Annotated in this window: 11 protein-coding genes; 2 read left to right on the top strand and 9 right to left on the bottom strand. The window is 48.0% G+C overall.

The features are described from left to right. Window positions 1-141 precede the first annotated feature (141 nt). Window positions 142-5,052, bottom strand: coding sequence for a 2-oxoacid:acceptor oxidoreductase family protein (locus NX722_RS19470; RefSeq protein WP_262564522.1), 4,911 nt, complete (start codon window positions 5,050-5,052; stop codon window positions 142-144). Window positions 5,053-5,072: 20 nt separating this feature from the next. Then, window positions 5,073-6,038: an RnfABCDGE type electron transport complex subunit B gene (locus NX722_RS19465; protein ID WP_262564521.1), complete on the bottom strand. Its 966-nt coding sequence runs from the start codon at window positions 6,036-6,038 to the stop codon at window positions 5,073-5,075. A 381-nt stretch (window positions 6,039-6,419) separates the two neighbouring features. On the opposite strand from NX722_RS19465, the gene NX722_RS19460 reads away from it, so the two are divergent. Both NX722_RS19460 and NX722_RS19455 read left to right on the top strand, forming a co-directional pair. After that, window positions 6,420-7,277 carry a DUF6279 family lipoprotein gene (locus NX722_RS19460; RefSeq protein WP_262564520.1) on the top strand — a complete coding sequence of 286 codons (858 nt, stop codon included), beginning with the start codon at window positions 6,420-6,422 and terminating at the stop codon, window positions 7,275-7,277. A 210-nt stretch (window positions 7,278-7,487) separates the two neighbouring features. Then, the gene (locus NX722_RS19455; RefSeq protein ID WP_265442372.1) at window positions 7,488-10,109 is read left to right on the top strand and encodes a ubiquitin carboxyl-terminal hydrolase family protein; all 2,622 of its coding nucleotides are present in this window, start codon (window positions 7,488-7,490) and stop codon (window positions 10,107-10,109) included. 50 nt (window positions 10,110-10,159) lie between these two features. Here the strand turns inward: NX722_RS19455 and NX722_RS19450 are convergent, their stop codons facing one another. The 7 genes from NX722_RS19450 to NX722_RS19420 form a co-directional block, all read right to left on the bottom strand. After that, window positions 10,160-10,657, bottom strand: a complete 498-nt coding sequence (locus NX722_RS19450) for an ecotin family protein (protein WP_262564518.1) — start codon at window positions 10,655-10,657, stop codon at window positions 10,160-10,162. Between the two features lie 154 nt (window positions 10,658-10,811). Next, window positions 10,812-10,961 carry a hypothetical protein gene (locus NX722_RS19445; protein WP_262564517.1) on the bottom strand — a complete coding sequence of 50 codons (150 nt, stop codon included), beginning with the start codon at window positions 10,959-10,961 and terminating at the stop codon, window positions 10,812-10,814. Between the two features lie 256 nt (window positions 10,962-11,217). Further along, on the bottom strand, window positions 11,218-12,192 hold the full coding sequence (locus NX722_RS19440) for a J domain-containing protein (RefSeq protein WP_262564516.1): 975 nt from the start codon (window positions 12,190-12,192) through the stop codon (window positions 11,218-11,220). Between the two features lie 45 nt (window positions 12,193-12,237). Next, window positions 12,238-13,461, bottom strand: a complete 1,224-nt coding sequence (locus NX722_RS19435; RefSeq protein WP_262564054.1) for an IS110 family RNA-guided transposase — start codon at window positions 13,459-13,461, stop codon at window positions 12,238-12,240. A 567-nt stretch (window positions 13,462-14,028) separates the two neighbouring features. Further along, on the bottom strand, window positions 14,029-17,751 hold the full coding sequence (locus NX722_RS19430; RefSeq protein WP_262564515.1) for a hypothetical protein: 3,723 nt from the start codon (window positions 17,749-17,751) through the stop codon (window positions 14,029-14,031). 226 nt (window positions 17,752-17,977) lie between these two features. Further along, complete coding sequence (locus NX722_RS19425) at window positions 17,978-21,679, bottom strand: tetratricopeptide repeat protein (protein ID WP_262564514.1); 3,702 nt, start codon at window positions 21,677-21,679, stop codon at window positions 17,978-17,980. A gap of 315 nt (window positions 21,680-21,994) precedes the next feature. Continuing rightward, entirely contained in the window at window positions 21,995-24,418 is a 2,424-nt protein-coding gene (locus NX722_RS19420; RefSeq protein WP_262564513.1) for an ankyrin repeat domain-containing protein, read from the bottom strand. Window positions 24,419-24,490: the final 72 nt, after the last annotated feature.

Below are 24,490 nucleotides of genomic sequence, written 5' to 3'. Positions count from 1 at the left end.
ATCCTTTTTTATCCGGGGAATGTAGGTTGGGACGAGCGAAGCGACTCCCAACACGGTGACCCAATCCATGCCTCCCGTATTGGGAATCGCATACGCTCGTCCCAACCTACGATGGAGTGGGGGTTACCCACTCCTTTGCGATCACTGGAACTTCTCAGCCCGCTTGATCAGCTTATCCAGATCCTTTTCATTCTGATCCCATGGGATACCGGGGTGGATGCTGCCCGCAGTACACTTCTCCGCCGCCTTCACAATATCCTTAAAAGCAGCCCCTTGTGGGTTAGTGATCTGTACCTTGCCGTCGCTGTCGTAGGCAAAGACACCGGGCGCAATGTTGATGCACTCGTCACAGGCCGTACATTCAGCACTTTCAACCCAGACCCCTTCGCCAACCTGTACCGCAGGAATCAGGTTATCACCCTGTGCAGCCGGTGCGGCAATGGCTGGAGACACGGTGACGGTTCCCACCAGTTCCTCAATCTTGCCGGTCAGCTGGCTGGCCAGTTCAGCTTTCGCTTCCGTGGCTGCGGCTTTGACTTTCGCCTGATTCTCAACGCCGGTCAGGCTGCGCAGCTGACGCCAGAAGTGGCGACGCTCGTCGCAGGCGTTGACCATTTCCTCAGCCACCAGAACCCGAACCAGGTGGTTCTTCCTGTCGGTAGCCATCACGTAAGGGAACAGACCTTCACGATCACTGTTGTCCATTTCCAGGAACTCGTGCAGCGGGACTGCATTGGCAGAGAGTTCATCGTTCCAGGCGTCTTGAGGCACTTTACGGAAGTGCTTGCTGAAGCGACCTTCGGTCATGGCGAAGTCTGCGAAGGTGAATGGCAGTTCCATAGTCTTCTGCTCGCCTTCCTCATCCTGATACTTGATCGGATAAGTCAGCCAGTCTTCGGTCAGCCTGGCATTGCCTTCCAGAGAAGCACAGTCCTCATAGCTGGTGCCGGCGTCCGGATCGTAGCGGAACAGAGGGTACGCACGGGAATCTACCGCCAGTTTGGACTGATGGCGCGCCATGTCGTCGGCAATGCCATGCTCTACCGGACAAGCGGCGTAGATATTGAACAACGCCGGGTGACGGCTGTTGAAGCCATCAATAAAGCCTTCCAGCAGGTGTGTGGTGTGTGCGGCAGAGCTTTGGAGGATAAAGCTGGTACGATGCGCCATACCAATCAGGCTGATCTCCTTACGCATCTCGGTCTTACCGTGCTTCGCCTTGCCATAAGGACTCATATCTGCCACCTGACTGACAAAGCTGGAGGTACATGCCTGACCACCGGTGTTGGAGTAGACCTGGGTATCCAGCACCATGACCTTGATCGGTACACCGGATGCCATAGTGCGGGACAGGTTCTGGAAGCCGATGTCGTACATGGCACCGTCACCGCCGATGGCAACAACAGGCGGACACAGACGGTATTCTTCATCGCTGAACTGGTTCCACTTGAAGTGGGTGAAGAAACTGTCGTGTGTTTCAGGGTCGTACTTGCCTTCCAGTTCCAGCTTCGCCTGACGAATGGCCTTGAAGCCTTCCGCCATTTTCACCATGTGACCTTCGAAGAGACCCATTGCCAGTGAGGTGCTGTCCTGAAACAGGTGGTTAGCCCATGGGAACGGGTATGGGTTGTAGGGATAGGTTGCACCCCATACAGAGGTACAGCCAGTGGAGTTGGTGATACCCATCGCAGCACGACCACGGCCGGTAGTGCCTTCGGTGTAGCGATATTTCAGGTGCTTCAGCTTTTCAACCAGCTGTGTTACCCAGCGCAGCCACTTCGGATCAATCGGTGTGCTGGCACCTTCTGCATTCAGGCTGTCGGTCAGGTTCGCCAGAGTCAGGTCATGATCGCTGTGGGCTTCAATGGCATGTTCGATGGCATCGACATTGCTGATATCAACACCGCCCGCCAGCTTCATGCGAATGTGGGTTTCCAGCCTGGCAATCAGCTCGTCAATCTCTTTCAGATGAGCTTTAACCCTTGTCTGCATCATAGCCGTGACAGTAGACGTCATCAGATGAATGATGCTCTTCTCACCACAACCCAGACAGGCACCGTCACCACAGACGGTGGACATGTAGTTAGCCTTGTCCATCAGCAGGGTTTCGAGAGCGCCGACTTTTTCGTCGAGATCGTCAATACGGCTGAACTGTTCGCTGGTGGTGGGCAGATCCATCCAGAAATCCCAGTTCTTGCGCATGTTGTCCACAGACTCGTCAGTTTGTGGCTTCACCACCAGTGCGTTGTCGGTACAGACTTCTACACACTCCATACAGCCTTTACAGGTGTTCGGGTTCAGGGTAATCGACAGCAGGCCACCAGAGCCTTTTGCCTTCTTCTCACGACTGGTGTAGTACGGTTTGGTGATGGAGAAATCGAACTTGCTGATCTGGTCCAGCAGCAGGCTGAATTCCTGTTCCTGGGCTTCTTTCTGAGAACCTTCCAGCGTGGAATTGCTCAGATGTTCCAGAACCGCCTGATCAATCATCTGGTTCGGGTTAGAACCTTCACCACCGGCTTCGATCAGCTCCCGTACACGCTTTTCAATGGCACGGGTATCGCGACGCAGGAAGCGGGTTGGCATACCCCTGGTTTCGATACGGTTGATGGCGGTTTCGAACACTTCGCTAAAGGTGTTAACCAGTGCGGGTAATGCACTGTCTGGACAGATGGTGAAGCAGTCGCCACACGCCGTACAGTTTTCAGGAACCCATTCCGGGTATTCGAAACGAATGCCGGTCATATCACGATAAGCACCGGTACCGGCTGGCATCAGGCTCATAGCCAGACTTGGGTCGGCAGGGTTACCTTCACCGTCGCCTTTGGCGTAGAAAGAAGCGGTGTCGTCCCAGAACTTGTGCAGGTCGGAAACACCGTCTTTGCTGACTGGCACCTGCTTCAGCATGACCGGCAGTTTTTCTTCCTTGCGCACTTCTGGCAGAGAAGCACCGACCACCTTGTCGGTGATCTCAACCATTTCATCAAAGCCACGGCGTACCTCTCGAACGTTGTCTTCTACAACGTGAGCGCCCTTGTGACCAAACTTGCTTTGCAGCTGGCTGCGGATCGCTTCAAACAGGCTCTCTTCTGTCAGAGTGCCGCGTTTGAGCAATGGAGACGCCCGGAAGAAGGCTCCCTGGAAGGCGTTACCCTGCATACGATACTGGAGCTCAGGGTTGGAGGCCTCTTCACGAGCGATCTTGAAACCATCCAGATAATAAATGCTGATATCGTTATCAACGATATACTGCTGATACTTACGGGGGATGGTTGCCCAGACTTCCTCTGCGGATTCGAGAGAACTCTGGATAATGAAGACACCGCCGGGCTTCAAACCAAACAGCGGGTTGGAATGGCCGAACACATTGGCATCCGGGGACATCACCACGTCAACATAATGGTATTCGCAGTTGATGCGGATAGGCTCAGGTGCCGCAGACAGGTAGTAAGTCGTTGGCTGACCTTTTTTCTCGGAGCCGTATTTAGGATTAGCACGAATGTCGTAACCCAGCAGGTCGAACAGGGTCACCGCCAGGTTCTTACCGGTGGTGATCATGCCCCAGCCACCGATGGAGTGCAGGCGAGCAGTGATTGCACCTTCCGGCAGCAGATCCGGGTTTTCGGAACCTTTCAGGCTCATTTTGTGAATTTCAGGGTAAGCGTCCAGCAGTTCCTGACGACGAATGTCTTCTTTAGGGTTCAGTCCTTCTTCACGGGTGAAATCGATGCCCAGATAGAAGAACTTCTGGTGCCTGCCTTCCGGCAGCATGTTTTCAATGGCGGCGATAATGCCTTCTGGCTGCAGGTCACGGGAACCCAGGCCGAAGCAACCGGAGTACAGACGAGGTGTGTCAAACTTGCCAAAAGTAGCGTAGTGTTCGTAAGGCTTTTCGCCTTGAGTCATGTCATTTTCCTGACACTTTGTGATCGCTGCACGAATCTCACGAATTATCGGCAGGTCTTCCGCCAGAGGCTGGTCGGTACGCTCCAGAACCACAACACCTTTACGACCTTTCAGGGCTTTACCAATCAGGTCACCCGGGAACGGACGGTACATGGTCAGGTTGACCACACCTATTTTTATGTTGCGCTTTTCACGCATGTAGTCGGCAACAGCACACGCCTGTTCTGCCATGGAACCCTGTCCGACAACAACGTATTCGGCGTCGTCCATCTTGTAGTTCATGACACGTTCATAGCGACGGCCGGTGAGCTGATAGTACTCTTCCATGCACTCGTCAGTAATCTTTGAAATGTGTTCAAAGAAGTAAGGGCGCTGGGCGGCAACGGATTGCATGTAAGCGTCCTGGTTTTGAACTGTACCGGCAACAACGGGGTTATCAACGTCCCACAGTTCCGGTACACGACGGCGCTTTTCACCGTAGATCAGCTTCTGGGCAGGGGTTGGGCATTCGATGATGTCATCAGGACGACCACAGAACTCTTCGACCAGATCGCGCTCTGGCACCATAACCGGCTCAATCAGGTGGGTGGTCAGGAAACCGTCCTGTGCCACGGCGGCAGGTGTCAGTGACAGTTCTGCAATCTTGCGACCAATCAGGTTCAGGTCAGCAGCCTGCTGGGCGTTAGCGGCGAACATCTGAAAGAAACCGGTGTCGTCGATACAGTGATAGTCATCGTGACCACAGTGTACGTTCAGGGACGCCTTGGTCATTGCACGAGCGCCGACGTTCAGAACATAGGGCAGGCGTTTACCTACGGCTGCGTACAGGGATTCGTGCATAAAGGCGATACCCTGGGCAGAACTGAAGTTGGTGGCACGCAGGCCACTCATGGACATACCGGCTGTTACTGCCGCTGCTGCATGCTCTGACTCAGGCTCAACGAAGATCAATGGCTTGCCGGATACGTTGACATGACCGGCGGATGCCTGCTCTGCCCAATACTCCCCCATCTGGGTGGACGGCGTGATAGGGTAGGCTCCGGCAGCATCAGAGGCTTCACGTTCACACATGATCACCGCAGTGTTACCGTCGACGGCCATACGCTTGCCGGGATATTTAAACTGCTTTTCGACTGACTTGACCAAGAGGGATCTCCTTCCGTGTATTACGCAACAGGTAAGGCATCTTTGCGGATGACTTTCTTTGCTTTCTTGCCTTTACGGATAATGTCGTCTTTTTCGAGCCAGACGATGGCACCCGTTGGGCAACGTTCTATAGCAGTTTTTTCTGCCTTATCATTCAGGGTGTAATTGACCGTAGCCAGATTGTTGCTCATGGCGATGAGGCCTTCAGTGGCATCCATTTCGCAGCGGCCACAGGCGGTACAGGCAACGCCACAGTCGGATTCAGCCTTATCACCAAATTCTTTGTTGTTGCAGGCTACCCAGAGTTTATGGCTGACAGGCTGCATGGACAGCAGGGCTCTGGGGCAGGCGTCAATACAATCGCCGCAGGCGGTACACTTTTCGGCATCGACATGGGGCAAACCGTTGCGGTCCAGATAAATGGCATCGAACTGACAGCTGACGACACAGTCGCCCTGACCGAGGCAGCTCCAGTTACAACCTTTGCCGCCACCGGCAACCAGGTCCGCTGCGCGACAACCTTCCATGCCTTCGTAATTCGCTCGCTGCCAGGCAACGTGTGAACCACCGGCACAGGCGACACGGGGCAGCTGCTTTTCCGCAACGCTCATGGCAACACCGAGCATGCTGGCAATGTCTTTGTTCTTTTCACTGGTATTAGCGGTGCACTGACCGGGTTGGAACGTACCGGCTACCAGACCTTCGGCAAACGCACGGCAGCCGGGAGAGCCACAGGCTCCGCAGTTGGCACGGGGGAGGAGGTCTTCCACTTCATCAATGCGGGGGTCTTCAAAGACATAAAAGCGTTTATTGGCAACGATAAGCAATACAGCCAGCAGTCCACCGAGAACGGCCATAAAGCCGGTGGCACTGGTGATGATCAGACTGGTATCCAATACATACTCCCCCATTGGTTGCAGGTCAGGTATTCCCGGTGTTTTATGTTTCAGACTGGCTGCAAAGGCTCTTTGTGAAACTCTTGTCAAAGACAGCGATCAGGCTACGAAACAGGGCAATAATTGTCAGAGAAATACGCTGTGCCGGAATGCTTTAAGAAACCGGCTGTGTTCTTTTTTATTAAGATGATGAGAATTGTTATTGAGTTTGTTAATCAATGATTTGATATGGGTCAGTTTTTGTTTCTATTTGTTGGTTTTTATAAACAAGCAACTAGAAGGAATGTTAAAGATTAAACAGCTAAATACAAATGATTCTTTTTTAATTGGAAGAGAGTTCACTATTCACAAAGTTTTCTTTGTAAATAGTAATGATTAACAAAAAGCTAATTGGGGAATACCGGACTGATGGAAATCAATTCACAGCTGATTTAAGGTAGGGACAGGCTCAATAATAAAAAACATGCTTCTATGAACACCTTAAAAAGAGTCTGCGGTTTTTTTCTACTGTTCCTGCTGCCTTTCCTGCACAGCTGCTCGACCTCCTATGTTTATGACAACCTTGACTGGCTGGTGCACTGGTATGTGGACGATTATGTAGAGCTGACACCCCGACAGAAAAAGGAATTTGACCAGCGTTTCAGCCAGTTACAACGGTGGCATAAAGAGAACGAGCTACAGGAATATCAGCAGTGGCTGGAGAGTATTCGGGAACAGTTATTGCGGAGGCAGTTATCCCCGGAAGAGATTTCGGTTTACGTACGCTCACACCGGCAGAAAACACTGGTGTTCTGGGATCGTTTGGTCACACAGGCGGAACCGCATTTACTGCAACTGCTGGAGCAGTTGTCTGAAAAACAGAGACAGAACCTTATAGAAAACATCAGACGGCAGATGTTGAAGCGTTATGAAACCCGTCTGACAGCCAGCAGAACCGAGTGGGAAAAAGACAAGGTGGCTCGCATGGAAAAGGGCTTAAAGCCCTGGATTGGCTCCCTGAGCCAGGATCAAAAGAAAAGGCTGAACCGCTGGGCCAGTTCATTGCACAACGTTGATAAGCTCAATCGTGAATTTCGCCTTGACTGGCTGACCCGGCTAATCGATTTACAGCCCTTGCCGCTGTCTGAAAGGCGGGGAAAGTTGTCGGAACTGGTGGCAAACCCCGAACGCTTCAGAACCCCTGAACATTTGCAGTTCCTGAAGGAAAATCGTGAGCTGACCGATGCTGCCATTGCAGAGGTCATCGCCCTGCGCAGCAACAGGCAGAACAACACTGCACTGGCCGAAATTGACCAGTGGCTACGGCGAATAAAAAACAGCAGGGGTTGAATGCGGGGCCGCATCGATACAGCAAAAAATATCCCATCCTCATCCCCGCGCAGGCGGGGATCCACTGCCGTGGTACTCTCTCCTTTACAAGAGCCGCCTGCGCGGGAATGACGGAGGAGCTGGTATGTTGTTCAGTGCCGCTTCCCTAAGTTAAGAGCCTGTCAACCGATAACCTGATTAATGAATAACCGTCAGGCAGGCTCAAAACAGATGACACAGCCCTTTAGTCCCGATGCTTTCAACCGCTCTGGTATTGTGGATAGTCAATTAGCGGGCAATATTCTGCACTTTTCAGAAAATAATCAGATTGGTACGGAAGGCAAGGGAGTATTCTGGCAGAGCAGGGGGGCAAAAAAGTTTGGCCGGGCTGTCAAACTGTTTATTGATCGCCGGCAGACATTAAATGCCAAGTTAAAACTTCCAACAAATCATGGGCAGCAGGCGTTGGCTGATACTGGCCTGAAGCAGCGCTCAATAAAAGTCATTAGCCGTGAAGAGTGCAAAAATCTGGTTAATCGCTATAAGGGTGACCCGATCAGTTCGATTCATCAGGCGGAAATTGTCCTGCTGGAAATGGTTCTTAGTAATAACCATGCGGGTGTCAACAAGGCAATGGATAAGCTGAAAAGCGTTTTTCAGCAGCACTTCCCGAATGACTGGCAGGAAAAGTATCCGGTTTTTCTGAAAAATGAGGCAAAAGAAATACTGCAGTTAAGCCAGAAACATTCAGACCGGTCTTTTCTGGCCAGAATTTTTCTGGGTAAGCCCAAATTCAAAAGCGCCATGGAAGTTCTGAATAAGAAAATAGACCAACAGCAGGACGAGCTGAAGAGGCTGGAAACAGATCGCATTATCCAGAGGGCCCAGGAAAAAACACGCACCACACGACGATTGCAGGCTCAATCTCATAACCGGCAGACGACAAAGCCTTTGCGTAACCGGGGAGCTGCACCTGTTGCAGGCAGCAATACCAGCCAGATACCTCGACCGAACGCACCAGAAGTCAGAACGCCCGCTGCTGAAGAGTCGCCTGAGATAAAACGGCAGCTGGCCTTTGAGGTCATTCGGTATCACTCCGAAGAGATAAAAGCTGAAGACTATAAGCTGGCAACAGAGTATGACCTGTTAAACAGCAACATGGTTGAAGCCCTGCTGAAAGAAGGTGATGTCAGTTACGCTGTCCAGACATTTACGGAACTGGCTCTGGCATTAAGGCCTGAGCTGGCAGTCGGTAACGGATTACTGAATGATCTTCGGCAACCCCAGACAGTGCAGGAAAATCATACTCCCGCATCAGCAGGGAATCAGCGCCTGATGATCAGGCTGATGGGTGAACAGGATGCTACCGGGACGCCACTGGTTCAGTCGGAAGGTGAATTCAGGCAGTTATTTGCCGGGTTACCTGATGGCTCGGTCAATGATGATCAGGCGGTCAGCTCACTCAGGCACTTTCGCAAGCTGCAACAGTACCAGGACCTGATCAATGTGCGGTTTACGCCAGACATGTACCCGGTTCTGCTTCATTCAAACGCGCTTGAAGACGATGCAATGGAGTTGAATTCCGCCGGATTAGACGCAGATATCTATGCTCAGTTAAACACGCCTGAAAATAGAACCCAGATGCGCAAAGAGGCGCTGTTAAACGCCTTTAAAACGGTGGGTAAATACAAAGATGTTGTACCGGAGAGAACCGGCATCGATCAAATTCGCGAGGCAGGCATGGAGCCCCGGGCGTCAGGGCTTTATAACTGGGGAAATAACTGCTTTATGAATGCTTCCCTGCAGATGATTGCCATTCAGATGGCTGCTCCTGAGTTGTCGGATGTGGTTCTTGATTATCAACCCGCTGGCCTGACTGAAGACCAGACAATGCTCTACCTTCAGCTTCAGCAAAGCTTTCTGAATGTGTGTGATGCGATTAACGACCGTGAAAGTCACCCTGTTGCACTGGTCAATTTGCAACGTCAGTTTATGCAGGACTACCTGAGATACAGTCAGACAACGGGCAGACAATCAGCGCCTTTCATTCTTGCTGACCAGCAGCCTGATAATCTTCGCCCCGCTCTGATTCCCCAGCAGGACCCACACGAGTTTTTAAATGACCTTACAGAAATTTTTGGCTTGAATCAGCACCCCAGATGCAGTGTGCATCTTTATGACCATAAAAAAATGATCTATCAGGGCAAAGAAAGACTGAGAAAAACGGCGGATGAAGGCGGGAATGCCTTTCTGCCCATTAGCGTGAACCGGCAGGGTTCCAAAACCATTAGCCGTTGCGTTTCGGCTCATCTATCGCCGGAAAAACTGGATGAATTTAATCAGTTCAAATGGGACAGGGCTGATAAAGCGAAGGTTGGTCTGGCAGGCGGGGATCAGGTGGATACGCTTAAGCAGCAGGCGTTTGTCAGTTCTGGTCAACAGCCACCGGACCGGCTTATGCTGCAAATGAAAATTTTTGGGTTTGAAAATGGCGCGGCCAACAAGCTCAACGACGAAGCCGCGACTTTAATGGCTTACTCTGGCAGACGGGTTCGCATACCCATTGCACCTGGTCCTGACAGTGAACCGGAAAATCAGGAATATGACATGACAGGTATTGTGTGTCATCGCGGCAGTTCATCGACTTCCGGTCATTATGTCAGCCTCCGGTTTGAAGGTGACAAGGTGATTGTCTGTGATGATGATGTGGTGCTGGAGTTGAATGAATACGCCCGTTTCCGGGGCAGGCCACCTTATAAAAACTGGCAGGATTTTTGTGCGAAGGAAAAATTAACGGGCTATTTGTTTTCGCTTCAGAAGGTGAAGGGCAGGGCCATGGCTTTGGGTGGTTGATTGTCGGGGGGAGTTTCTGAAAACTCCCCGTGTTCCTTTAATCTGAAAAATTACCCTGCAGGCGCTTCAATACTGGCCTCTTCAGGGTTTACCCGCCAGATTTTGTAATCCAGAGTCATACCGTTTTCTACAAAAACCACCAGAGGCATACGATCGTTGTAGCGCATGTCCTGCAGTTGATCATTGCCGGCAATGACTTTCATCTCTTGAACTCCGGTCGGGCAGGCCATCATCGTCATCACAGGATTGATGTTAAACTCACTGATTTTGTAGTAGGAGTAGCCCCATCCTTCAACATTGCCTTTTTCCACTGCAACATTTGCTGATTGTATATTGCAATCCCCCTGAACCACCTGGCTCGGAAGCAGATCCAGGCGAGCTTCACCCTCCAGTTTAGGTAAGCGGATAACATGGCGAGTGTAGCCTTTCATGGCTTCCGGAAACATGTCAATGGACATGTTCTGGGCTTCAGAGGTTTCGGTAGCAAAGGTAACAGTGCTGGTAGCGGCAAGCAGGGCGATGTAGCTGGCTTCAAAAAACTTTTTCATGATAGGTAATAAAGCAGTGATAAGGCCTTTCGTTCAGACAACAAAAAGCGAAAAAAATTGAATACACTGCCGAGTATGCATGAAGTCAGGATAATAAACATCTGTATTAACAAGTATTTACTTCATTGTTAAAAGGTTAACGGTCTCTTTACAGTCAACCCAGCAGGTAACCGGCTGGAACTGCTGTCAGGTTGTCTGAAAAAGGTAAAACTCTGTCTCCGTTATAAATGATAACTCCCCGTTGAATGCTGCCCGCTTCAATCAACATTTCCTGAGTTGCAAACATTTCGCGTTTGATGGTCATACCCGCTTTGACTTCAATACCCGTCGCCCGACCATTATTTTCAGACAGACTATTATGGATTTTATCTTGGACTATTATGGATTTTCAGGGTGACTATTATGGATTTGAGAGGGCGGAAGTTGCACTTGCCGGGCTCTGGGTTGTAGGTTGGGTAGAGCAAAGCGATACCCAACAGGAGGAGCTTGAGCAGTGTTTATTGAATGGTTTCCCTTGGGCAGAGAAATGCTTTGGAATGAGATAAAGGTTCAAAAAATTGTTAAGTTTCAGGGGGGTTTTTATCAAAAGTAGCTGATTGCTTAAGAGCTGAGTATGCCGTACTAATCGTTTTAAATGTATTTTCAGCTTCCTGACCACTGCTTTTATCAGGATGATATTTCAACGCCAGTTTGTGGTAGGCGGCTTTTGCCTCGGCTCTTGTAGCATCGCTGCTGAGCCCCAGAGTTTCCAGATTTTTCTGATCTTCTTTTATGGAGTTTTCAATGGCGGATTGCGACATATCCTCTGCTGTTTCCTGCACATTGTCCCTGGGCTTTTGATTTTCTACGTATGCGGTAACCTGTTCAATACTCCCTCCGGCCTGATGCATCAGATTGTCGAACAGCTCTCTGGCTTCCGCCGGAGTGAATCCTTTTTTCTCAAGGGTTTCAGTTGCCCATGGTTTTACGTTGTTTTCAATGTATTGCATCTCCGCTTCTATAGCGTCATTCCTGGCTTGTGTTAAGGGTGTATAGTTAATAACCGTTTCTACTCTGTTAAATCGGGTTCCTGCTTCTTTGAGTAAGTTAAAGGATCGTGTCTTGGCTTCCTCTGGTGAATACCCTTTTTGTATCAGGCTATTTTCGGCCCATTCAGCCCATGCCTGACGTTGGCTGTCCACGAAAGGCGCTTTACCGACAGCGTCTTTAATCACAGCCCGATGCTTCCCGGTTGATTGGCTAAGTTTCTCGACAAAGTCTGTTGCCTGTTCGGGCGTGTACCCTTTCTCATGCAGAATATTTTTCTGTTGATTTAAAAACCCCTTGCTGGCTTTCTTGCCGGATTTATTAAAGGTGTAACTATAGGTGCCATCCGGCATTTTCTGAACGTAAACCTTGGGATCGTTTGGTTTGATCTTGAAGTCATCAAGCTTTTTTGATGCGTCAAGAGGTGAGGAGGGGGTATTCTTTTTGGATTTTCCAATAAACAGGTTTTTACTATGAAAATAGTGCTCCGAACTCGCAAAGCACTCCATCCTCACCGACAGGCAAGGTTCTTACTCGCAGCCTCTGATGAGCTTTTATTCTTTAGTTAAAGCTGGCAGATAATTATATTTCTGGAGCATCTGTAACCAGCGCGGTGCATTCCTGTGAACCGTCAGTGCTTCGTAATCAATCTCTGGATCCTTGTAGGGCGTAAGCCTGGTGAGGATGCAGTAGATCACCCGCAACATTTTATGTCCGATGGCAATGATGCTGCGCTTATATCCACGGCGAATGGTCAGGCTTTGATGTTTGCCTTTGAACTGGCTTTTGGTCTTTACAGCTGCCTGACTGATCTCACACATCAGCCGTCGTAAGGACTGGTTGCCCTTACGAGTTTTACCACTCTTACGCTTACCGGCACTTTCATTGTTGCCCGGACATAGGCCTGCCCAGGATGCCAGAGACTCCCGGCTGCCAAAGGCACTCATGTCATCACCGATCTCAGCAATCAACCCTGCTGCTGCGATCTCATCGACTCCCGGAAGGGTTTGCAATAGCTGCCAGGGTTCCCGGTACTGAGTTTGTACAATATTGCGTATTCCCGCATCCAATTCGGCAACCTCATCATCCAGATACTGAATATGTTTCCGGATGCTCTTAAGCACTGTCAGATGTGCTGAAGACAGCGAGCCTTCCATGCTGTCGAATAACTCTTTGGTTTTGCTCTTCAGCTTGCCACGGGCAAACTTCACCAGCTCTTGCGGAGGCAGGCCGTCAATCAGTCCCTGAATCATTTCCTGTGCGGACTTGCCATGTATGTCACTCACTACACCACCGAGACGGATGCCGGCATCGTCCAGAACTTTATGCAGACGGGTCTTTTCACCGGCAAGCTGCCCCACCAGTTTCTGACGACGGCGAAACAGCAACCTCAGCTGCTCGATATCAGGGGGCGGTACAAAGCTGGGGCGAAGCAAACCACACCGACCCAGTGTTGCCAGCCACTGACTGTCCTGGACATCAGTCTTGCGACCGGGCACATTCTTGACGTGACGGGCATTGACAACCCAGACCTTGAGGCCTGCTTTAATCAGAGTTTCGTGAACGCATTTCCAGTAAACGCCAGTACTTTCCATGACTACGAGCTCAACCTGATGTTTCACCAGGAAGTCGCGAAGCTTCCTGCGTTCACGTCGATACGTCTTGAACGACTGAGTGATCTCTTTGATTTCGCCGTTTTCATCTTCGGTCTGAACAGTCGCCATGACCATCATCTTGTGAACATCGAGGCCAGCACAACATTTCAAAATTGACTGCATCAGACTAATCTCCCTATGGATCATGGAAGATGGCAAGGTCTGATGGATTGATCGTGGGCCATAAGCCGAGGATCAGCAGAGGTCTTTTTACTATCCGTTCAACGTCGTAAGGCGGGAAACGATTAGGGGTACGAGCGATCCGTCCAGGTCAGTTTAGGTTCAGGGTCAAAAGCCTCTGAAAAATTTGTCGACCATGATCAGGCCTTGCCGCCCACTCCAAGTCTGGATGAAGGCTTCAATATTTTCATGCTTCGGGGTGGCCAGTTACCGGCCATGAACGTTTAGGGCTGAAAGCTCGCAGTTTTCTGCCCCATTTACTTTTTGTTGGTTGCTGCTCTTGAATATCCGGTGTGCTGGTATTTTGCTGGACTCCCCCTACACCGTTGGTTGCACTGTTTACAGGCATGTTCCACCTTTTCCTATAAATGGCTTTGTTCAGTGTATCGGCATCTGTTCAGGAATTTTTGGCTGCTTACTTTAAAGCGAGGTGGCTTTTAATATTAAACTTGATCTGGCTCATATCGGGTAATGAATCAAATCTGTTTCAATTTCGTGGTGCCTGCTTTTCTACTGCTGCTGAAAGCTCTGGCAAGAAGATGCCGGACATTGCAAATCACCCGTTTGCCTTTCCGTGTTGTAGCGAGAGGCTGCCGAAGGTATGGCGACCTGCCAGTGATTCCGTCTATGGATGAGTACCATTGTATTACTTGTCATAATATTCTCTATCTCGCCTTGAAATAAAGGAAGGGCATTACCTGATTCGTACAGGACTCCATTAACCGCTCCCGCCTGATAAACATCGCTTTCGGAAAGCACCAGTACAGGAATATCCAGCCAGGGAGCGATCAAATGATGAACCATACTGGCGGTTCCCCAGGCTCGATAGTTGGCACCTGTTTCCGTAAAGGCACTGGCGATGGCCTGCATCTCGAGATGCTGGGGAAATATCTGACCTAACTGTACCCCCTTTGGCGCCAGCATGGTAAATAGCTCCCGCCCCGTCATTGCGCGATCTACGTGAGGTGCTATTTCCGGGTGCACCTGCAGCCAGCGCATAATGGCATTGAACAGGCAAAAGTGATCCCCCAGGATATCAACTTCTTCCAATTCCTGCGTACGCAAGAAATCATCAAGCTTCTCTGAGCGTTCAGGCTGGGTCGGCGTTAAGGTAAAGCTCGACAAATAATTGCGCAACTTGTCTGATATAAGCAGTTTCTCCTGAAGCCCCTTGCCCAGCGGGTTGTCCGATGTCATTAATTTACGAATTTTCTTCCAGTCTTTTTTAGAGCATTTAGTGTTTGACGACTCTCCGCGTTTCCAACTATCCAGCAGTTTCCGGGCACTGGTGGCCACTTCTTCAAATTTATTGACTTCCTCAGCGATGCTCTCACAATGGCGACTAAGACTCTCTTGATCCTGATTATGAGCATCTTCTTTTTGTCCGCCATTAGTCCCTTTACTCCTGCCTTTGCCTTTGCCTTTGCCTTTGCCTTTGCCTTTGCCTTTACCTTTGCTTCTACCTTTTGTTCTGTCAGATGAAGACATTTTTTCTCTGTCTGCTTCAAGTCTCTGGCGGACTATTGTTTCCTCTGATATTTTATTTGCTCCGGTCATCATCAACGTCTCAATGACTTCTTTTCTGAGACGATAGGTTTCGGTCAGGGCATCGTTCCCCTTTCTCAAACGGATTGACATTGAACTGAGCTGTTCACACTCCTTAATAAGAATCAGCAACAGACGCTCGGCTTCTGTTTTGTCGACTTCGTGAGAATGTATGTCAATCCGTGATAGCGATTCCAAAGCATCTGCATGAAATCTGATCGATTGTCTTATGGGTTCGAGCAGTGTTTTAGTGTCCTCAAGGAACTGGTAAGACAACTCATTCAGCGCATTTTTGTCTAACCCTGGCCTTTGCTGTTGTCGGGCATCTTGTGCCATCTGCTGGTGAAATGTCAGTGCCTTATTGTAGCTTTCGTATAAACGCTTAAGCACTTTTTCCCCGGGTACAAAGTGACAATCGGCCATGGCAGAAAAAATTCTTGCCCGTGAAAGTTCATCCGGCTGGGCGTTCAGTGCTTTTTCAAACCACTCCAGAGCCGCTTCAGTACCGTCCTTCTTGTACACCTCAACCCCTTCCCGATACAACCTTTGCCACTCAGGTTCGACCTCATGAGGCTTATCAGTATCAGCGTCTGTTTGCTCTTCTGATTCAGCGGCAGCCGGGCTCTCCTTTTTCCGGGGAATCAGGCGACTCCCTTTTTTTCTGACGGATGTTTGTTTTTTATCCCGTTGTTCCCGCAACAACGCCAGCTCCGCTTGCTCCCTGTCAATCAAAGTCAGCAATTGCCTGCCGTGTTCTTCGGCAATGCTCACTTTCTTTTCCCATTCTGCGGCATTAGCTTCCCGGTTCGCTGCAATGGCATCGTTCTTTGCCTGCTCATACCGATCCACCTCGGATGACCAGAATGTTGTATTAATCCCGATTTGGCTGGCATCTTTAATTAATTGCCTGAGCTGAGGTACAGAGATATCCTGTCTGGGCAATAAGTTATAAAGTACTGTCCAGGCGGTCATATAAATATTTTTGAGGTTCTGCAGGGGGGGCTCAGCATCGTTATTGGAATTCCGTGGGATCTTTTTTTTCTGGGACAAACTGTGAGCCTGGCTGCAAAGAAAAAAGATCATATTCACATCGGGTATTTCCATGGAAAAGAGCATTAAGTGGTAGATGACCAAAAAGCCGCCTTCCTGATTATTGATCATACTCTCATTCCAGTTTGCAAGGCTTTTCACTGCTGTACTGAAATCGTCCCAGATGTCAGACAGTGAGCGGACTATTTCCGGATTGCCGTTCAACTCTTTAGCTCGCATAATTCCCAGCAGCAACATTTCGACAAGCTTATGGATATCCGCAATCATTTGTATGTTTTGTTCGCGCTCTTTTTGTGAATGGTATTGCAAGCTCTGGATCTGTGGGAGAATTTCTGCAATCAATGACAGTGGAATATATTTAACGCCTTCTTTTAAAAGCTCAGGTAACGTAGTGACCGGCACTCCTAATTTAGTATCTGTTAAAAAATATTGGAGCACATTGAGTAAGCCTTGACTCAAGGCTGCCTCAGAATCTTTAAGCCGTTTACGTTTTTTTGTCCTCTCCGATTGAGTTCTGGGGCGTGAAGCTTCCAGGCTGGATTGTTGAGCAAATAATGCGAGAATCATTTCCATTACATCATTCGCCTCATCAAACGTTGATTGCCGGATAATAAGTATGCGCTCTTTTTGTAAAAACTGACTTAATGAATCAAACTGCGCTGCTTCAAAAGTTTCGGACTTCTGACTCTTTTGCTTTGTCTTATCTGCCTTTCCTTTGACCGGATGGAGCGGATCCTCAGGCTGAAATTCAAGTTGAAAAACATCAGGCTCCCTCTGTGGCTGGGTGTCGCTGCTCCGGGCCATAATCCACATGCGGGTTTCGTGAGTGGGCTGGTTTTTACAGGCTTTCTTCGGTGGGTAATGGATAACCAGAGCGACATCACCACTAAGGGCTTTCGTATCTTTAGTGATATCCATGCCGGACTCTTGTTGAACGGCCTCAGGCAAGGGAGTTAACGTATCACTAAAATTTGTACGAATACCGCTGTCTGGCAAAGACAGGGTAAAAAAACCTGGCAGATAAATATTCCTCGAATCAAAGAGTAATGCGAGATTAATTTCAAAACGCCAGCGATCCGTTAGTGCGGTTACAGAGGTCGCCAGGTCGTTGTCAGGAGGAAGTACTGGCGGCATGTCTTCTTCAGGTAGCAAAAACTCAATAACCAAAGTGTCTTGTGACAGGTTGTACGGAACTAACGAAAACTCGGCTGAAAGAGACGGAACAATGTACAGGGTGTGTGCCTCCGGGGCGATCTCATCAGGAAGGACATTTAATAGATGTTTCCCGGCAATCTCCATCGTGGAACCGGACAAAAGCCAATCGTTCCGGGAGGAGGAAAAAAACAAATCATGAACGTAATCATCCCCTTTAAAAGTAACCGCTGACAGAGAGCCAGGCACAAACTGGTTCAGCACAGAAAATACGCCACCTTCATCTATGCCCCGGGATCCAAATGACATGTTATGGGTCAGACAATGGTTGATATTCGTTTTATCCGGTGAAGTGCTGGACGTTTCTACCAAAATACTCCAATAAGGGGGATCATCGGCAGCGTGTATTGTCGCGGTTATCAGCCATAGCAAACCACATAAAAAAGGTTGGCGAACAAAACAGAACAGGTTTTCCCGGTTTGTCATAAATGTCCGTTTTTTATTGTCGTAAAATGACCATTTAGGATTTAAGCCTCATGTCAACATAACCTGATAAAAGGAAAGACGAGTTCCGGAAGGAATGTAACTGAAAGTTAATGCTATGCAATACCCATCAATCTTTCGAAACCCGCTGCGAACAAGCCAAGACGATTCTAGACCAGAAGCTTACACCTTGCGTCTCGATTTTTTGAATTTCGTGGTGCCTGCTTTTCTACTGCTGCTGAAAGCTCTGGCAAGAAGATGCCGGACATTGCGAATCACCCGTTTGCCTTTCCGTGTTGTAACGAGAAGCTGCCGAAGGTATGGCGACCTGCCAGTGATTCCGTCTATGGATGAGTACCATTGTATTACTTGTCATAATATTCTCTATCTCGCCTTGAAATAAAGGAAGGGCATTACCTGATTCGTACAGGACTCCATTAACCGCTCCTGCCTGATAAACATCGCTTTCGGAAAGCACCAGTACAGGAATATCCAGCCAGGGAGCGATCAAATGATGAACCATACTGGCGGTTCCCCAGGCTCGATAATTAGCACCTGTTTCCGTAAAGGCACTGGCGATGGCCTGCATCTCGAGATGCTGGGGAAATATCTGACCTAACTGTACCCCCTTTGGCGCCAGCATGGTAAATAGCTCCCGCCCCGTCATTGCGCGATCTACGTGAGGTGCTATTTCCGGGTGCACCTGCAGCCAGCGCATAATGGCATTGAACAGGCAAAAGTGATCCCCCAGGATATCAACTTCTTCCAATTCCTGCGTACGCAAGAAATCATCAAGCTTCTCTGAGCGTTCAGGCTGGGTCGGCGTTAAGGTAAAGCTCGACAAATAATTGCGCAACTTGTCTGATATAAGCAGTTTCTCCTGAAGCCCCTTGCCCAGCGGGTTGTCCGATGTCATTAATTTACGAATTTTCTTCCAGTCTTTTTTAGAGCATTTAGTGTTTGACGACTCTCTGCGTTTCCAACTATCCAGCAGTTTCCGGGCTTTGGTGGCCACTTCCTCAAAATTATTGACTTCCTTAGCGATGCTCTCACAATGGCGACTAAGACCCTCTTGATCCTGATTATGAGCATCTTCTTTTTGCCCGCCATTAGTCCCTTTACTCCTGCCTTTGCTTTTGCCTTTGCCTTTGCTTTTGCCTTTATTTCTACCTTTTGTTCTGTCAGATGAAGACATTTTTTCTCTGTCTGCTTCAAGTCTCTGGCGGACTATTGTTTCCTCTGATACTTTAGTTGCTCCGCTATTTATCAACGTCTCAATGACTTCTTTTCTGAGACGATAGGTTTCGGTCAGGGCATCGTTCCCCTTTCTCAAACGGATTGACATTGAACTGAGCTGTTCACACTCCTTAATAAGAATCAGCAACAGACGCTCGGCTTCTGTTTTGTCGACTTCGTGAGAATGTATGTCAATCCGTGATAGCGATTCCAAAGCATCTGCATGAAATCTGATCGATTGCTTTATGGGTTCGAGCAGTGTTTTAGTGTCCTCAAGGAACTGGTAAGACAACTCATTCAGCGCATTTTTGTCTAACCCTGGCCTTTGCTGTTGCCGGGCATCTTGTAACATCTGCTGGTGAAATGTCAGTGCCTTATTGTAGCTTTCGTATAAACTCTTAAGCACTTTTTCCCCGGGTACAAAGTGACAATCGGCCATGGCAGAAAAAATTCTTGCCCGTGAAAGTTCATCAGGCTGGGCGTTCAGTGCTTTTTCAAACCATTCCAGAGCCGCTTCAGTACCGTCCTTCTTGTACACCTCAACCCCTTCCCGATACAACCTTTGCCACTCAGGTTCGACCTCATGAGGCTTATCAGTATCAGCGTCTGTTTGCTCTTCTGATTCAGCGGCAGCCGGGCTCTCCTTTTTCCGGGGAATCAGGCGACTCCCTTTTTTTCTGAAGGATGTTTGTTTTTTATCCCGTTGTTCCCGCAACAACGCCAGCTCCGCTTGCTCCCTGTCAATCAAAGTCAGCAATTGCCTGCCGTGTTCTTCGGCAATGCTCACTTTCTTTTCCCATTCTGCGGCATTAGCTTCCCGGTTCGCTGCAATGGCATCGTTCTTTGCCTGCTCATACCGATCCACCTCGGATGACCAGGATGTTGTATTAATCCCGATTTGGCTGGCATCTTTAATTAATTGCCTGAGCTGAGGTACAGAGATATCCTGTCTGGGCAATAAGTTCTGAAGTACTGTCCAGGCGGCCATGTAAGTCCTTTTGAGGTGCTGCAGGGGGCCCTCAGTATCCACATTGAAATACCGCGGGTTTTTTGTTTTTTTGAACAGTCTGTGGGCCTTGCCGCAAAGAAAAAAGATCATATCCACATCGGGTATTTCAATGGCAAAGAGCGTTAAGTAGTAGATGACCCCAATTCCCGTTGTGTCATTATTGATCAGGCCCTCATCCCAGTCTGCAAAGCTCTTCACTACGATACGTAAATCGTCCCAGATATCAGGCAGTGAGTTAGCTTTGGTGCGACTTCCGTTCAGTTTAATAGTATTGATAAAATCCATCAGAGAGATTTCGACAAGGCTATAAATATCCGCAATCATTTGTTTGTGTTCTTTTTTTGCATGGTATTGCAATTTCTGGAACTGTGGGAGAATTTCGGCCATCAATGATAATGGTATATATTTAACCCCCTCTTCTAATAGCTCAGGCAAAGTTGTGATCGGTATTCCTAATTGAGTATCTTTTATGGAATATCTGAGTACAGTGAGTAACCCGTTAGTCAGGGCTAACTCAATCTGTTGAAGTCTTGAAGCTCTATTGTTTCTCAGCGATTTATTTTGAAGATGTGGAGTGTGCAGGCTGTATTGTAGAGAGAGTAATTCGAACATCATGTTCATTACACGATTTACTTCATCAAACGTTGATTCCCTGGTAATCAAAGAGTCCGCTTGTAGTAAATTTCGAATCAATATCTTAAGCCTCTCTGCATCGATAGTTCCGGGCTTCTGATTCCTGTGCTTGGTCTTATCTGCCTTCCCTTTGTCCGCGCAGAGCGGATCCTCAGGCTGAAATTCAAGTTGAAAAACATCAGGCTCTCTCTGTGGCAGGGTGTCGCTGCTCCGGGGCATAATCCACATGCGGGTTTCGTGAGTGGGCTGGTTTTTGCAGGCTTTCTTCGGTGGGTAATGGATAACCAGAGCGACATCACCACTAAGGGCTTTCGTATCTTTAGTGATATCCATGCCGGACTCTTGTTGAACGGCCTCAGGCAAGGGAGTTAACGTATCACTAAAATTTGTACGAATACCGCTGTCTGGCAAAGACAGGGTAAAAGAACCTGGCAGATAAATATTCCTCGGCTCAAAGAGTAATCCGAGATTAATTTGAAAACGCCAGCGATCCGTTAGTGCGGTTACAGAGGTCGCCATGTTGTTGTCAGGAGGAAGTACTGGCGGCATGTCTTCTTCAGGTAGCAAAAACTCAATAACCAAAGTGTCTTGTGACAGGTTGTACGGAACTAACGAAAACTCGGTTGAAAGAGACGGAATAATGTACAGGGTGTGTGCCTCCGGGGCGATCTCATCAGGAAGGACATTTAATAGATGTTTCTCGGCAATCTCCATCGTGGAACCGGACAAAAGCCAATCGTTCCGGGAGGTGGAAAGAAACAAATCATGAACGTAATCATCCCCTTTAAAAGTAACCGCTGACAGAGAGCCAGGCACAAACTGGTTCAGCACAGAAAATACGTCACCTTCATCTATGCCCCGGGATCCAAATGACATGTTATGGGTCAGACAATGGTTGATATTCGTTTTATCCGGTGAAGTGCTGGACGTTTCTACCAAAATACTCCAATAAGGGGGATCATCGGCAGCGTGTATTGTCGCGGTTATCAGCCACAGCAAGCCACATAAAAAAGGTTGGCGAACAAAACAGAACAGGTTTTCCCGGTTTGTCATAAATGTCCGTTTTTTATTGTCGTAAAATGACCATTTAGGATTTAAGCCTCATGTCAACATAACCTGATAAAAGGAAAGACGAGTTCCGGAAGGAATGTAACTGAAAGTTAATGATATGCAATACCCATCAATCTTTCGAAACCCGCTGCGCACAAGGCAAGACGATTCTAGACCAGAAGCTTAAACCTTGCGTCTCGATTTTTGGTCACGTTTCAAACGGGTTGATACTACATCCGTGAGATGAACTCTCCGATCACCTTGTCGTACATGAAAATACTGGTGAATTTACGTTGTTGTATCTGGTACTGGCAGCGATTATGAGCCTCTCAGTACTTGCTTACCAAGAGAACTCATTTGGGAGTCAATCACCCGGCAATAGGGCTGAAAAATTTCATACTCGCTCTGTTGCCAATACAAGGTTCCGTCGTAGCCACTCTGCTTTCCTGACCTTGAATCAACAGCAGAACAGGTGTTATAGAAGCAAGCGCTGCCGCCTGAATGAGGAGGAGTCGAGTCAACATCTACCCAGACCTGGCTCTCTTCGCCAATTTCGGGGCTAAGGCTCAGGCAAGCGGAGGTCTCGGTTAAAATATCAGGTCGTTTGGTCAGGCGCACTCCAGCACCGGCTGCAGTTCGCTGAAGCAGACTATATACCTGACTAGCTGTTGTTTCACTGTCCTTCGCCGTGTATGGATTAAAGTATTCAAGAGCCGTCGCCAGTTCTTTATCCTGAAGCCAACTGTCCCAGGCAAATAAACTCTTGCCTTTGTCATAAGCTAAAGACCACCAGGAATAAGCAAATCCAGTTGTACTAAATGGTAAAATCCAGGTGACTGAGGCTCCATATAAAAGTAACAAGCGGGAAATGCTGGCTTTAGCAACATGTCTTTCAAGAGCAAGCGCTTCTCCCAGCAAGCCTGCATAGCACTTATCAGCAGAGCAGGGGAGCCGGGTGTTCGGATTGGCACCGCTAGCCAGACTGGCTGCCGTTTCAAATACATCCAGATTCATGACTGCTTTTATTAACCGAATATTTTTCTTCTCCTGAGGCGATGGTTGGTGGTTAATGTCCGGGTTTTGCGTCGGCCTTCGATAAAGTCGAAGAAGGAGAGTCATATCTTTGGTTATATCTTGTCTTTTCATGAGTAGTCGAACGGCCTTATGGTCAGGGTTGGCACCAAATTGAATGAGAGTTTTTGCCTTTTCCAGATAACCATTAAAAATTGCATTAGACAGAGGGAGTGAAAGTATGCATTCAAAATCATTTTTAATTCCCAGTGCGCAATCCCGGCTCCCTACTGAATTATTTAACTCAGGGTATATGCCCCATATCAGTAATGTTCTGGTGATTTCCGGGTGTTTGCTCTCCAGTAATATAGTTGCAAATTCTTTATCAATATCAGGTGTTATGCTGGTTTTATCCACAATCAGTTTAAGCAGCTTAGAGTCATTATTGGTGATGGCATACTTCACAGATTGCATAACAATTTTTGATGGAAGTTCATTAATTACCGACGGGAATGTTTCCCAAAACCAGTTATTAGTTTCTGATATACCGGACAATAGAGGATCTTTCTGGCCAAGAAATTCATTTAAAACCTGCGTGGGCATAAGAATAATACAGGTTTTCATTATATTTCGGGAAACCGGCTCTTCTAAATAGGGTGATCCCTCCTTGCATGAAGACAAAAAGGTTTCGAGCATAGATCTTTTTTGAATAAAGTCAGGGCAGCTATAACCCGCAACCTGGGATGAAAGGTGATTGTAAGTCTGTGTATGGCAAAGTAATGACAACGCGTAAAGAATCATGCCGTAGAAGTTGGAATTATTTTCAATATTTATTGCAGTGTTGCCTAAATAGCCTTTGGCTAAGGGGTTGGCTCCGGCTTTAATTAATTGTTCTATAGCCTCAGGATGTTGATGGATAACTGACAAGTGTAATGGTGTAATCTCATTTTCATTTCTTTTATTTACATCGGCGCCCAGTTTAATCAATGCTGATACAGCAATACTATTATTTGAACTGATAGCAACGCGAAGGGGTGTGTCTTCAAAAGCACTCTCCTGGTCCACGATGCTTTTGTCTGGAATGATACCATTGGCGATGGAGGCTTGCTCAATCTCTTTAAATAGCTGCTGTAATTCTCTGGTATCCGACAGCCACTCTTCATAAGAGACTTCATAAGAGACTTGTCCGGCAATCGACTCTCTCAGACTCACAAGACGGTTTCTCCACTTGTGATTATTCATCGCCACTGTAATTGAAGAACTACCGCCAGCCTTTATGTAGCTTGACAGAAGGTTCCAGTACTCCTGATGTTCAGGTTCATTGTTCCAGTATTTGGCTGCTCTTTGAAGGGGGGTAAATGAAAGGTCGGCAGAAGGGACATCTAACAAAACACCATAACTGATAAGTAGTGGTATAGAGTAACTGCTTTTTCTAATTGCAACGTCTAGCAGTGTTTCGTCATTGTGTATGGCATTGATATCGGTACCATGGTCTATTAAAGACTTTATTTCTTTCAAAACGGTTAAGTCATTGTTTCTATTTTTATTCCATTGGGTTTTTTCTACCAGATCATAAAGCAAATAAGGGTCACTTTTGTGGGGGCGATTGCTACTCGCTCTTCTTGTATCTTCGGTGACATCCATTGCCATAGAGTTTTGAAAAGACAGTAATAGAAATATTGAAAAGTAAATTATAAATAGTTTTTTATTTTTTGGTGCAACAGTTTTCATTATTTTATCCATCTTTTCTTGAGATTTGGTTTTAATAAGAAATCAAATAACGTTAACCCCACGACCTGGGTC

This window comes from Endozoicomonas gorgoniicola, assembly GCF_025562715.2.
Taxonomy (GTDB): Bacteria; Pseudomonadota; Gammaproteobacteria; order Pseudomonadales; family Endozoicomonadaceae; genus Endozoicomonas_A; species Endozoicomonas_A gorgoniicola.
The sequence above is the reverse complement of the archived record's forward strand: the minus strand, read 5'-3'. Positions and strand labels throughout refer to the sequence as shown.

What these genes read in the sequence shown, in the direction of transcription:
- NX722_RS19460 (WP_262564520.1), top strand. Translation starts at nt 6,420, where the DNA reads ATGAACACCTTAAAAAGAGTCTGCGGTTTTTTTCTACTGTTCCTGCTG.
- NX722_RS19455 (WP_265442372.1), top strand. Translation starts at nt 7,488, where the DNA reads ATGACACAGCCCTTTAGTCCCGATGCTTTCAACCGCTCTGGTATTGTG.
- NX722_RS19450 (WP_262564518.1), bottom strand. Translation starts at nt 10,657, where the DNA reads ATGAAAAAGTTTTTTGAAGCCAGCTACATCGCCCTGCTTGCCGCTACC.
- NX722_RS19445 (WP_262564517.1), bottom strand. Translation starts at nt 10,961, where the DNA reads ATGACCATCAAACGCGAAATGTTTGCAACTCAGGAAATGTTGATTGAA.
- NX722_RS19440 (WP_262564516.1), bottom strand. Translation starts at nt 12,192, where the DNA reads ATGGAGTGCTTTGCGAGTTCGGAGCACTATTTTCATAGTAAAAACCTG.
- NX722_RS19435 (WP_262564054.1), bottom strand. Translation starts at nt 13,461, where the DNA reads ATGCAGTCAATTTTGAAATGTTGTGCTGGCCTCGATGTTCACAAGATG.
- NX722_RS19430 (WP_262564515.1), bottom strand. Translation starts at nt 17,751, where the DNA reads ATGACAAACCGGGAAAACCTGTTCTGTTTTGTTCGCCAACCTTTTTTA.
- NX722_RS19425 (WP_262564514.1), bottom strand. Translation starts at nt 21,679, where the DNA reads ATGACAAACCGGGAAAACCTGTTCTGTTTTGTTCGCCAACCTTTTTTA.
- NX722_RS19420 (WP_262564513.1), bottom strand. Translation starts at nt 24,418, where the DNA reads ATGAAAACTGTTGCACCAAAAAATAAAAAACTATTTATAATTTACTTT.